Annotated in this window: 11 protein-coding genes; 1 reads left to right on the forward strand and 10 read right to left on the reverse strand. The window is 51.3% G+C overall.

Translation table 11 applies throughout. The annotated features are described in order from the left end of the window. Window positions 1-20: 20 nt before the first annotated feature. Complete coding sequence (locus FY034_RS12335) at window positions 21-887, forward strand: chemotaxis protein CheX (RefSeq protein ID WP_265550969.1); 867 nt, start codon at window positions 21-23, stop codon at window positions 885-887. A 53-nt stretch (window positions 888-940) separates the two neighbouring features. Here the strand turns inward: FY034_RS12335 and FY034_RS12340 are convergent, their stop codons facing one another. The 10 genes from FY034_RS12340 to FY034_RS12385 form a co-directional block, all read right to left on the reverse strand. Beyond that, the gene (locus FY034_RS12340; RefSeq protein WP_265550970.1) at window positions 941-1,678 is read right to left on the reverse strand and encodes a tRNA1(Val) (adenine(37)-N6)-methyltransferase; all 738 of its coding nucleotides are present in this window, start codon (window positions 1,676-1,678) and stop codon (window positions 941-943) included. Further along, on the reverse strand, window positions 1,662-4,079 hold the full coding sequence (locus FY034_RS12345; protein WP_265550972.1) for a hypothetical protein: 2,418 nt from the start codon (window positions 4,077-4,079) through the stop codon (window positions 1,662-1,664). Before FY034_RS12345 ends, FY034_RS12340 begins: the two co-directional genes overlap by 17 nt. Then, the gene (locus FY034_RS12350) at window positions 4,072-5,097 is read right to left on the reverse strand and encodes a glycosyltransferase family 4 protein (protein WP_265550973.1); all 1,026 of its coding nucleotides are present in this window, start codon (window positions 5,095-5,097) and stop codon (window positions 4,072-4,074) included. Before FY034_RS12350 ends, FY034_RS12345 begins: the two co-directional genes overlap by 8 nt. Continuing rightward, a complete protein-coding gene (locus FY034_RS12355; RefSeq protein ID WP_265550975.1) occupies window positions 5,094-5,876 on the reverse strand; it encodes a glycosyltransferase family 2 protein in 783 nt (260 codons plus the stop codon). The genes FY034_RS12350 and FY034_RS12355 overlap by 4 nt, the downstream gene beginning before the upstream one ends. Before the next feature lie 2 nt (window positions 5,877-5,878). Next, a complete protein-coding gene (locus tag FY034_RS12360) occupies window positions 5,879-7,870 on the reverse strand; it encodes a glycosyltransferase (RefSeq protein ID WP_265550977.1) in 1,992 nt (663 codons plus the stop codon). Further along, entirely contained in the window at window positions 7,867-8,742 is an 876-nt protein-coding gene (locus tag FY034_RS12365; protein ID WP_265550979.1) for an alpha-1,2-fucosyltransferase, read from the reverse strand. Before FY034_RS12365 ends, FY034_RS12360 begins: the two co-directional genes overlap by 4 nt. Before the next feature lie 78 nt (window positions 8,743-8,820). Then, on the reverse strand, window positions 8,821-9,519 hold the full coding sequence (locus tag FY034_RS12370; protein ID WP_265550981.1) for an FkbM family methyltransferase: 699 nt from the start codon (window positions 9,517-9,519) through the stop codon (window positions 8,821-8,823). Window positions 9,520-9,529: 10 nt separating this feature from the next. Beyond that, window positions 9,530-10,858: an oligosaccharide flippase family protein gene (locus FY034_RS12375; RefSeq protein WP_265550983.1), complete on the reverse strand. Its 1,329-nt coding sequence runs from the start codon at window positions 10,856-10,858 to the stop codon at window positions 9,530-9,532. Window positions 10,859-10,913: 55 nt separating this feature from the next. Beyond that, complete coding sequence (locus FY034_RS12380) at window positions 10,914-11,879, reverse strand: GDP-L-fucose synthase family protein (protein WP_265550985.1); 966 nt, start codon at window positions 11,877-11,879, stop codon at window positions 10,914-10,916. Continuing rightward, window positions 11,876-12,496, reverse strand: coding sequence for a winged helix-turn-helix transcriptional regulator (locus FY034_RS12385; RefSeq protein ID WP_265550987.1), 621 nt, complete (start codon window positions 12,494-12,496; stop codon window positions 11,876-11,878). Before FY034_RS12385 ends, FY034_RS12380 begins: the two co-directional genes overlap by 4 nt. Window positions 12,497-12,520 lie beyond the last annotated feature (24 nt).

Genomic DNA, 12,520 nt, shown 5'->3' on the forward strand with positions numbered 1-12,520 from the left:
AGGGCTGGGGGGCTAAGCCAATGGCAGTAAAATTCTTTGGACAATTTCTGGTGGAACAGGATGCGGTGACCGGTGAGTCGCTGCTCCACGCCATAGAACTGCAGGAGCGGACCAATCTCAAGTTGGGCGAGATGGCCGTTGCCATGGGGTTCATTACACAGCAGGATATCGAAACAGCCCATTCAGCCCAGCTGTCAAAAGACATGAAACTTGGCGACCTACTGGTTGAACTCGGCTTTCTTTCACAAAAACAGTTGGAGGAGGTTATTGCCCACCAAAAGGCAACCCACCTCTATATTGGTGAGGCCCTGGTCAAGGTTGGCGCACTTACTCCGGAAAAACTGGAGCAATACCTTGAAGCGTTCAAGGCTGACCAGGCTCCTTATGTTGCCAATCGCGTTGAACTTCCTGCCTGGCTGAATGAAAACACTGCGGCTTGGGAAATGACGGTTGACCTGACCTACAAGATGATCACCCGCGTGCTTGGAATCCAGTTCCGACCGGGCAAATTTGTTGAGGCCAGCGTACTTTCCAACAACCATATGATTGCCGCCATGGATCTCAGCGGAGATCTGAGTGCCCGCTATCTGCTCTCAGTCTCGGCAGGCATTCAGAAAACCATCGCCAAGGCGATCCTTAAAGAAGACAATGTTGATCATGAGGATGATGAAATCCTTGAAGATACGGTGATGGAATTCGTGAACATTGTCTGCGGTAACGTTGTGGCAAAGGCATCGCAGATGGGGGTTACCCTTGATATCAATCCCCCTATCACCCTGCATCCCCCATCAGACGGCCTGGCCGTGCCGGACAATTATCGCTGCGTCGTATTTCCGATCCATGTCGGCGATGATGAAGTCATGGAAATGGCACTGTTTATCAAATAGCTGCCTTCCAGCAGACGGAAACCGACAAGGGCACCCCCACCAGGGTGCCCTTGTTACGTTCCAAGCAAGATGTGTGTTAGCTCATCCGTATAGTTATCAGTATCACTCCTCACCAGCAGTGGTGGCATAATCTGCAGATTAACAGACTTTCTTCCCTTTGACAGCTCCACCAGAAAGACCTTGGCAGGTGCAGCGGGCAAGCCATGCACCATCCTCAGCCGCAGCACGGCAAGCTTTTGGGAGGCAGCCTCAACCATCAATTCAGCCAGACGGTCCGGGTGATGGACCATGCAAATTCTTCCGGAAGGCTTAACCAGATACTTGGCCGCAGCCAGAAAATCAGCCAGCCCCGCCGTGGTTTCATGACGGGCGGCCAGTTTTCCGGGGTGGGGGTTCAACCGGCCCCTGCCCTGCTTGCGATAGGGGGGGTTACTGACCACCAGGTCACAGCTTGAAACCGGCAGATGACGCCGGACCTGCAGCACATCCTCATGCAGTACCGCCACCCGGTCGCCAAGCCCGTTCAGCAGGATATTCTGCTGAGTCAGCTCTACGGCAGCAGCATCCTGCTCAAAGGCGGTAATATGGGCAGCAGCAGCCATGCGAGCCAAAACAAGCGCCATGACGCCGCAGCCGGTCCCCAGATCAACAATGGACGTTTCCTCACCTGCCGCACTGAAGTCACACAGCAAAAGCGGATCCAGGGTAAAGCGGTAGCCCTGCCTCGGCTGCAACAGGGTCAGACCGAACCGCTTCAACTCATCTTGAGTGAGATCAGCACGTGCCAGCATGGTCCTGTCTCCGCAACCACCATTCCCGCGCTGCAATCAAACCAAACAGGGCAAATGAACCCAAGGTCAGCCATTTGCCGATCTTGAACGGCAGCGGATCAAAGCGGAACTCAACCGTATGTTTTCCCGGTGTCAGGTAGACCCCGCGCAGGATATGGTTGACCGGTACAATGGGAATTGGTTTGCCGTTGTCAATGGCATACCACCAGTTATAATATTTCTCGCCAAGCACCAATAAAGCTGATTGAGGCGTGTTTGCAGACAACCGGATACGGTTTGACTCATACCGTTCTATGCTAACTGCAGGCAATGCGGCGAGTCCCCCTGGCAGAGCAAACGGCGGGGCAGACTCAACCACAGCAACAGCACGGGGATCAAACTGCGGACCGCGCATGAAAGCAATCCGATCGCGGGAAGACGCTATCTGACGTATGGCCGGCACCAGCCAGGCCTTGGGAAGCACGGCCCTGTTCTCAAGCACGATCGAATTATTGGCAGATTTGAATACTGGCTGATACTTCCTGGCCAAGAGTTCTTTCTGGGCATTATACTCGTTAGCCGGCATCACCAGATATTTAAGGTTCATGATATCCGGCATTGCCGAAAGTAGCGCCAGATTGTCCAGGTATTCCCGATAGCGCTTCTCACTGACTGTGACATAGGAGGCCAACGTAGGCAGATGGTAGTCGCTATAGTAATGAGCCTCCTGTTCATTGAGCGGTTGCATCCGGTACAGCCCGATCTGTTTTTCCAGGAATGCGACCGTATCCGTTTTGGCCCGCTGTTTATCTGCAACCGGTGGAGCCGTAACTACGAGGAAGCGGGTGTTCACCCTCCAAAGGTCTGCAACCAGCAGCAGCCCCAACAGTGGCACAATCACCGACCAGCGCAGCCAACGCTTATACCCGGCAAACAACATCACTAAATAAACGCAGGCAATACCAAAAGCTGTCCCCACTTCAGTCAGCATAAACCAGATCCGCTCATTGATCAGCCCGATGCCGCTCTGATAGCGAGTGGGCTCATCAATAAATCCTCTGGTGAGCGCCAGCACCTTATCAGGCATCATCATAATCTGTAGCCATAACGCCCCGATAATCAGTACCACCAACGCAATGGCAGCTATCCACCCCGGAAGCTTCTGCTGCAGTTCCTCCTGATCACTCAACAGCAGGTCAATTGCTCTCCCCATCAGCACGGCTGCAGCAAAGGCACAGAGAAACAGAATCATCTTCGGCACCCGAAAGGTGGAAAAACCTGGCAGATGGTCAAACATAAACTGATAGACAAAGGTGTACTTCCCCAAGGCCATCAGCAGGGTACTCCCCATCAGAAAGCTGAAAAACCAGGTCAGGCGGTCTCGCCTGAACAACAATGGCAACGGCAATAAGAACCACGGTAACAGGCCCAGGTAGTCACTGGTCTGGGTGAAGTACATCCGCCCCCAGTAATAGGCCTCACCTTTTTGAGGCGTATCGCCGGCTTCCTGACGGGAAAAACCGAACATGCCCGGTATCAGAAAGGTGGCAATCTCTTCAGGCGGCATTGACCAACTCATCCCTTGAGTCTGGCTCATACCTCCGCCCCGTTCAGACTGTTTTGACCAGCTTAAGAGTGGCGCAAACGACATGGCAATGGTACTAAAAAACAGGGTCACCATAACAATCGCCAGGGCGACATCTTTGGATAAGGCAGAGATGCGGTATCCCCCCTCCTCGTCATGCCAGCGGAAGACCACCCAGAACAGCCAGTACAGGGCAACAGCAAGACAGGTATAGAATGATATCTGCCAGTGCATATGAAAGAACTGCAGTGCCAGCAGCAGGCTGGTCAGGGTGTAATAAAAGAGCCGACCACCAGACAGGGCAGCCTCAAACGAGAGCATGATCCAGGGCAGCCACGCAATTGCTTCGATTTTTTGGATATGTCCGGCATTGATCAGGGTCAGGTTTTCTGAGCAGAGGGCGAATAAAAGACCGGCCAGAAAGGCACCAGCCCTGCCGATGCCTACCTTCCTGCAATAGTAGAAGGTGCCAATGCCGCCCCATGCCAGAGCCAGCACAGCCAGCCAGGCAATACTGGCAGGAAACGGCAGCAGGCGCTGGATCAAATAACGATGAAACAGGAGCGTAATGGCATTCCAGCCCCCTTCCAAGGAGCGCCCACCATCGCTGAACGGCTCCCAGTTGGCCTGAAAGGCGCCAGCCACACTGGTCAGGTACTCAAACGGGGTCTGTTGCTTGACCTGTTTGGCAGCCCAGAAAAACTGGGTAATCACATCCGAAGCCCTGATGATCTGGTCGGTGAAAAGTATCCGTCCACAAAACAAAATCACCACGCAAAGCAGCAGGACAGCCCAGAACAGGTCGTGATCCCAAAGACGAGGCTTCTGTTCAGCCATGCGGTTGCTCCTTATGCGACGCGATCAGATCGCGATAGATTTCTTCCAGACGAGACATCATTCTCTCAATGGTAAACTGTGCAAGAAAAGCCTGGCCATGGGCAACCAGCCAACGGGATCGTTCCGGTTCTGTCAGACACTGTATCAGACAGTCTGCCAATGTTTCCGTATCATCCAGGTCGAACAAAAAGCCGGTTTCACCATGCTGTACCAGCTCCGGATGGCCGCCAACCCGTGAAACAACAGGGGGCAGTCCGGCCATGGTCCCCTCGGCAATCACCAGCGGTGTAGCCTCAATCTCCGACGGCAACACCAGCGCCTTGCCCCTACTGTAGGTCTGATACACCTGTTCCCGCGGCATGCCGTAGATGTACTCAACCGGCAGGTTGCGCGACAGAAAACGGGCAAACAATCTGGAGTGCAACGGCTCCTTACCAATTACCAGCACCCTGGCAGTGGGCACCTTTTCCAGTACCAAAGGCAGGGCTTTCAGCAAACGGTGCAGACCTTTGCGAAAATAATCACCGCCCACAAACAGAATCAGATCCTCACGTTCCTGCCACGGCTTGGGGGTAATGGCTGAATAATCCAAGCCAAAATAGAAGCTGAGATACTTGCGGGGATGCTGAATCAGATCATACAGAAACTGCCCGTGCAGGATCAGGCCATCAATCTTTTTAAATAGAAAATGATACTTCAGTCTTCTCAGCTTCTGCAGCAGAAAACGCAGCGGGAAGTCAGGACAGAAAAAGTGGTAATAATGAACCCAGTAATAGTCATGGACATCCACCACCAAAGGACAACGCAGACGACTGGCCACAGCCCGGGAGAGATGCTTCAGGTTGGTACAGTGGGCAATATCCCAATCACCGGCGAGATCCTGCTCGGATTCATACAATTTGACAGTACAGCGTTTACCCAGCTCCCTCAGCAGGTTGGCCTCATAGGTGCCACTGCCGGTTAAAGACAGATTGGGACGGGTCAACAACAGAACCTTTAATCGGTTGTCACTGGTCACGACAACACCTTTCCAGGCAATCCACTCCTTTTTAATAAACGGTACAGAGCAGAATGAATGATCTGATAATAGAGTGGCAACAGGTGTGCAAACCACCAGGGGAAGAGAGCCGGATGCAGGGCCACTATCAGACGATGCATGGCCAGCCGCTTCTTGCTGTCCATGAGCGCATTCATAGACTCATGCCTGATGCGGTACCCAAACCCCACCTCCGGCAGCCTCAGCACCTTACGCCCCAACTCCAGCAAAGAAATCCAGAATTCCCAATCCTCGCAGCCATAGCGCATCTCCGGCTTATAGCCACCGACCCTCTCCCAGTCTGCCTTTCTGAACAGGGCAGCACTGAAGATCAGGTTGCTGAATCGCATCCGGGATAATGAGAAGGAAGCGGCTTGAATCAGGCCCTCGGCATCCCCAAACTTTTCCCCCCTGCAGTACACTATGCCGAGTTCATGGTCAACCGCAAGGGCTGCCGCAGCCTGCCTGATATAGTGTGGTCCGATCCGGTCATCCGCGTCCAATGGCAGGATATACTGTCCTTGAGCTGCAGCTATGCCTGTATTACGAGCTGTGGACAGTCCACCGTTTTGACGCCGCACCAAGATGGTTCTGGGATAGTTCAGCGCCTCCAGAATCCGGCAGGTTTCCGGTTCAGTCGAGCCATCGTCCACCACAATGATCTCCAGATCTTCAAAATCCGATGCCAGTACCGAACCGATTGATTCTGCCAGATACGGTCCCTGATTGTAGCAGGGTATGACTACAGAGACGGCTGGCATAGCTATCCTTGTATTACCTTGCGGTACTGTTCACAGAACCGGTCACCGCCAAACTGCGCCTGAGCATGACCATAGGCTGCAATAGCCAGCTGTTCCAGCAGCTTTCTGTTGCCATGAAGTTGGACAATGGCATCATGCAGTGCCGTAACAACGGCATCCTCATCCTGACCTGGCAACAGCCAGCCGTTTTCAGCATGCCGGATATGCTCCGGTATACCGCCGACAGCCGTACAGACCGGCACACAGCCCTGGGCCATACCCTCCATGACCGTCAGTGGGAACCCTTCACGGATGGATACGATCACAATCAGGTGGGCGTTGGCATAGATCTCTGCCAACGCTGCAGCATCACCAATATGCCCCGTAACGCGACAGTACAAGTCATCACCCGACTCAAGACTCTCAGGTCCAGCTCCCACCAGTATGAAGTTGGCCTGCAGCCCCTTCTGGCAACAACGCCGGGCGGTTCGGCCAATCAGATGCACCCTTTTTTCCTCGCCGCCGCGACCGACAAACAGCACCTGCAACGGCCCGTCCCATCGTTTTGCAGGCATGACTGACGGCACAGGCACACAATTGGGAATCAGCACGATCCGCTCAGCAAGGGCGGCATCAAGACCTGATTTCTCATACTGTTCCTGCAGATCCTGCCTGGTCTTATGATTGATCACTACCCGGCAATCAAGCCGTGGCACAGCCGGCAGGGTAAAGGTCTCAACACCTGCACCAAAGGCATGGATCAGATCGGAACAACGGACATGGGGTTTCAAAAATGGCAGCAGCAAGGCATAAAAAAGGCTGTTGGCCCCAAATACCACAGGCCGTTGGTGGCGATTGATAAACCCGGCAGCCAAGCCTACGCTAAAGGGATAGAGATACTTGCAGATTGGCCAGAGATTGAACAGCCTGGCTCCCTGATCAAACAAGCCATAAAAATCACGCGAAGACGACTTTTTGGTAAAAACAATCCACGGCTTTTCGTTATGAAAACAGCGCACCACGCCGGCATGAACCCGTTCTGCACCACCCGTGTGGAAAAACGGAAAGAAAAAAAACAGACCGGAACGGTTGACCACGGGGAGTAACGAACCAATCAGTGCCGATAGCTGTATAAGCCGCCGCACAACAGCAGTACGGTTGAGTTGTAAAGCCAGTTTATCGCGATTATCATCCGGCCAGTCGCCTAGCAACAGACGGAATAATCGCTTTACCGCCAGGCGGGCAGCATCACGAAGTAGTGACACGCTCACCTGTAAGCAAAATGAATTCAGACGCAAATTGACAAGGGCGTGGCGTAGAAAGTAGTTCTTTGCTCTCAAATGCCTATATTCCGGTGGCAATGACCGCCCCGCAGAACTGAAAGACGAGTTAACAATCCGGTAACACAGTAGAACTGCCGGTATCTTTGCCACCTGCAGACCATCAGACACCAGCCTGAGCAACAGATCATAATCCTCAACGGCGTCCCGTCCACCTCGATAACGGTATTGGCGCAGGACATTCGCCCTGATCATCAAGGAAGAGTTTGCAACACAATTGGCCCTCGGCAAAAATGCTCTTATCTGATCAGGAGTGACCGTAGATCTGTCATCTGCCCAGCCACTCAGGAAGGTTCCGTTTTCATCAACACACTCGATACATGCAGCCACTGCAGCCACGGACTGATCCGTATCCAAAAAAGCGACCTGTTCGGCAAGCCGTTCCTCTGTGCTGATATCATCACAATCCATCAAGGCGATATACTCCCCACGGGCCAGCTCAATCCCCCTGTTGCGAGTTACCACAATCCCTTGATTGATTTCATTTTTAACGCTGATTATGCGGGTATCATGATACGAGGCAATGCAAGCAGCAGAAGAATCGGTTGAGCCATCGTCAACAATGATCAGCTCAAAATCATGGAAGCTCTGTCCCAGAATACTGTCGATCGCCTCCCGCAGAAAGCGTTCACCATTGTAAACCGGCATCAAAACCGAGACCCGTGGGGATATCATGGCAGACGCACCCAGGTTTCCGGCACAAGATCATTGGTAGTAATGGCCGGGTCAGTGAACCACCGGCAGGGGGCGACAACCAGCTTGTGCGGAGACGGATTCAACCAGGCTCCCCACCAACTGAAGCTGCTATTGGCAATAACCTGATGAGCACAGCGCGAAATCAGCACCAATTCCTCGGCCGGGCCGTTCACCCCCATGTCTACGGCAAGCCTGAACGGCTGCCCAAGATCAAGATGCTCCTGACACCATGCCGGATCATCCGAAAACACCAGAAACTGAGAATCGGGATAACATGTTAGAATATTGGTAACGGCAGCCCGATAATAATCCTGAGAGCAGATACCATGAAAACTGGCTGCTGCCGGATTGGTGACATAGTCACCACGCCTGACATGCACAGCCACAGTGGCATCAGAGAGTACGCTGCTTGCCTTACGCAAGGCAGGACTTGGGGAGTTAAGACTGAGTTCCTGCTGCAGAAGACCGGTAATCTGCTTAAAATAACGCTCAGATTGCCAGAAGCCATCCAGAACACAACTGGACGGTGCCCTGGAAATCAATGGATCAAACCCGCAGCCCTGCTCTTTTAGTATGATGTTGCCCAACAAAGGAATGCCGGCCTTCAGCACCAGCCGATGCAGACATGCCTGATAATTCCCCAATGGCTGCCGGTTCTCCTCAGCCAATAGCGATGCCTTGATGTTAAACGGAGCAAGTTCAAAACAACGAGGCGTATCCCCCGGTTTTGGATGTTGTAACCTTGAAAGATCAAGGAACAGCTCAACACCATGTTTTTCAGCCAGCGCCCTCCCCGCTGCATACTGAAAAAGCTGGTTTCCCAGCCCTCCATTCAGCAGTACTGTAATCACAACAGGTCCTCTAGCCGATCCTTCATAAATGTTGCCATATCCATTTGGTTTAGTAAGGACACGATATCCTGATACTACTCATCGAGCGGCCCAGACGGCTTTGTCAAGAAAGATTGTATTTATGTAGGTGTCTGCATAAACAAAATAATTTTTAGAGATCATAAGCTCTATGATCGCTTCAATTTTTTCTTCGCTCTTATCTTCCGTGTAGGTAATTGTTTCTACGCAAAAGACTTCTGGTCTGTATTTGCTAAAATCAAAAGAACATAATATTTCAAAATCCAGTCCTTCAACATCCAGCGACACAATATTGGGCGATGTAACAAAGTTTTTTTCTATCAAATCGTTTATATTGATTAACGGTATTTGCTTAATATCATGAATCTTGTGTTTACCGTAGCTTTGATATCGTTCAGCTTCATCTCTGCTAAAAGTGTTTAATGTCCTGCAAGACATGACATAAAAATCAACCTGCGCCTGTTGCATAACTCCTACGCCAGCATTCAGGCAAACATCTCGTGGACGTTTGTTTTTTATCACATTAAATAATGCCGGATCAGGTTCAATACAAACACCATGCCCGCCTTTTTTATAGAATTTATAGGTATTACTTAAATAGACTGGATGGTGAGCGCCAATATCAAGGTATAGAGGCTTATCAATGTGTAATTGATCAAGAACAAACTCCATAATTATATCTTCACCACACTGCGAATAGCTAATTTTACTTTTCTTTTCCCCAAGAACCCTGTTTCTAAGCTTATCTATGAATGCCATACTGCTTCCTTTAATAATTATGGGTAAATTTAATTCTACTGTTAACAACAAATATCGCCATAAGGTAAATAACCGATGAAATACAAAGGGCTAAAGCAACGCCCATGATTCCGGAGCTCTTTGCCATACTAAATGCTGCTGCCAAAAAAGTGAAAGCCTGGATTGCTTTAGGCCAGAAATATATTTTCGGCCTATTAAAACATGCCCCTTTGAGCGTAAAAATTTGTGCAATATTAAATACGGCGATTCCGAAAACAGTTACCGGAAGCAAATTATGAAAGGCAGTAAAAGCCTTACTTGTGAACAGAGACACCAATTGCTCACTAAAAATCCAGGCAATCACCATTACCAAGACCATAGCTGCCGAAGAGAGTAATGCTGTCTGCCGAACAACAGAGGCACTGCTATCAGCCTGATTTGCAGTGGTCATGGCACCGGCATGCTCGAAGACGATTGGGATGATCAGCTGATTTAACATCGAAAAAAACATATTTACCGGTGAAGCCGCAATCTGAAAAATTGCAGCATAAACACCAACTGCCCATGCGCCAAGTGTTCCCTGCAGCACCCAGCGATCCGCATACATACTTATGGCTGCAAAACTTGAGAAAATCATAAAAGAAGCAGCGTAGCCGGACAACTCACGAAAACACCGTTTCTCAGCTATTTCATCATTATCACGTTTTTTCCAGTGCGCTTTGATTTCAGAATTCCGCAGAGCAAACAAACCTTGGGACAAAGTAATGAGCAGCGTCCCCAGAAGATACCCGGCAAGGGCAGTAAAACCACTAGTATCAAAAAGCAGCAGCAATACGATTGACAAACCAATTCTTAACCAGGCATCTGCCGCCTGGTGAAGTGCTACAACCTTGCGCTGCCTGATCGAGCTTTGCAGTGAAATATAAGAAGCATTAATTCCACTTACTACCCCAAACAAAGCAGAGAGCAGTACAATCATTGCCCATTCATATCCCGAAACAAAATAGGTAATCATCCCGGCCAGTAGAGCTGACAGAATGAGAAAAACAGCTAGTACCGCATGGGACTTTTTCAAAACAGAGAAATAAGCTCCCAACTCACTCTTTTCCCGATAAACAACATAAAAGCGTGCCACTGCATTTGCCAGAGGTCCATAGACATACATAGTGAACAATCCAGCGATGGTAAGGCCCAGCGCAAGCTGACCATAACCTGCAGGCCCCAAAAGATTTGTAAGGACTTTTATACCGATAAAACCACCGGCAAACGCAAGTAGTTGTCCCACAAGAATCCAGAAGACCTCATTACCAAGCTTGGACAAGCAAACTTTAATACCTCGGAATGACAACAGATACTTCAAAAGTTAATCTCCTGTTATCTATTCAAGCTATTGCAATATCGAAGGCAGGCAAATTTTATGGAAAAACATGCCCCACAAACCACCGGTACGCATCCCGCACGCCTTCTTCAAGCTCTATGCGATGCTTCCAGCCTAAGGCATGCAGCCGGGAGGAGTTGGCCAGTTTACGGGGTGTACCGTCAGGTTTGTCCGTATCAAAGACTAGCTCACCTTCGAAGCCCACCACCTGCTGCACCATCCGGGCAAGGTCGGCGATACTGATCTCCTGACCGGACCCAACGTTGATCAAGGCTGGCGCGTCAGAATAAGTCAGAATACTACCGTAACGTTCGTCGTCAAGCAGCATCAGGAAAAGCGAGGCATCGGCCAGGTCATCCACATGCATGAATTCACGCAGCGGAGTGCCGGTTCCCCATACGGTGACATTCGGAGAACCCGATTGCTTGGCTTCGTGGAACTTGCGCAGCAGGGCCGGCAGGACATGGGAACCGGTCAGGTCGTAGTTGTCACCGGGACCATAGAGATTATTGGGCATTGCGGCCAGAAAGCGGGTCCCGTACTGCTGGTTGTAGGAACGGCACTGGACAATACCAGCAATCTTGGCGACGGCATAGGCATCATTGCTTGGTTCAAGCGGTGAAGTCAGCAGGTCTGCCTCACGAATCGGCTGGGGCGCAAACTTCGGGTAGATACAGGTACTGCCCAGAAACAGTAGCCGCTGGACCCCGCTTTTCCAGGCCTCATGGATTACGTTGGTCTGGATCATCAGGTTATCATAGATAAACTCTGCCTTACGGGTGCTGTTGGCAATGATGCCGCCAACCCGTGCTGCAGCCAAAAAGACATAGTCAGGCTTGTGCTGTTCAAAGAAGGCAGCAACCGCAGATTGATTACGCAGATCCAGCTCTGCCGAACTCTTTAACAACAGGTTGCTGTAACCGGCCTGTTCCAGCTTTCTAACGATAGCAGAGCCGACCATGCCACGGTGGCCGGCTACGAAAATTTTTGCATCAGATCTCATGACCTCTCCTCAAGAAATACAACCGGAACCTTGATTGACATCGGGTCTGCCCCGAGGTCCAGCAAGGCATGATAGAGTAATTCAGCCCGATTACGTGAGCTGATCATTATCTTGTACATCCCGCTCAACATGGCACGGGCCAGGGACACCACTTCACGCCCCATGAACGTGCCATCCGTCCCATCCAGATCCATGACCAACACCACCTCAATGCCCGCCTCAAGCAAAGCCAGCCAGGCCAGCTCAGCCCCCCCGTCTATGCCGCACAAGGCCACCCGCTCGACCCCTTCTTCCTTAAACTGCCGGCACAACTGGCGATACTCCTGTAGCAGCAGTGGAATCATGCGATCCAGATAGCGGCTGTGCAGCAGCGCCAATCGCCGCAGTTCGACACTGCCTCTGGAGGTAAGATGGTAGGTGCAGCGATTGCCGGACAACTCTTTGATTCTGACCCACCCTTTGGCAACGGCGGCCTTAAGGTAGTTGTTGACCAAGCCCAGGGCGCTATCCAGCCTGCGGGCCAGTTCCCGCTGCGAGCAGACGGGACCGGGCTCCAGTTCACAGAGCAGGCGAAACAGCGTATAGTCGTCAAGCGCAGGTTGCGTTGTCTTGTTCATGGCCTGAACCGTACCCCAGTACAG

This window comes from Trichlorobacter lovleyi (assembly GCF_015239775.1).
GTDB classification, from domain to species: domain Bacteria; phylum Desulfobacterota; class Desulfuromonadia; order Geobacterales; family Pseudopelobacteraceae; genus Trichlorobacter; species Trichlorobacter lovleyi_B.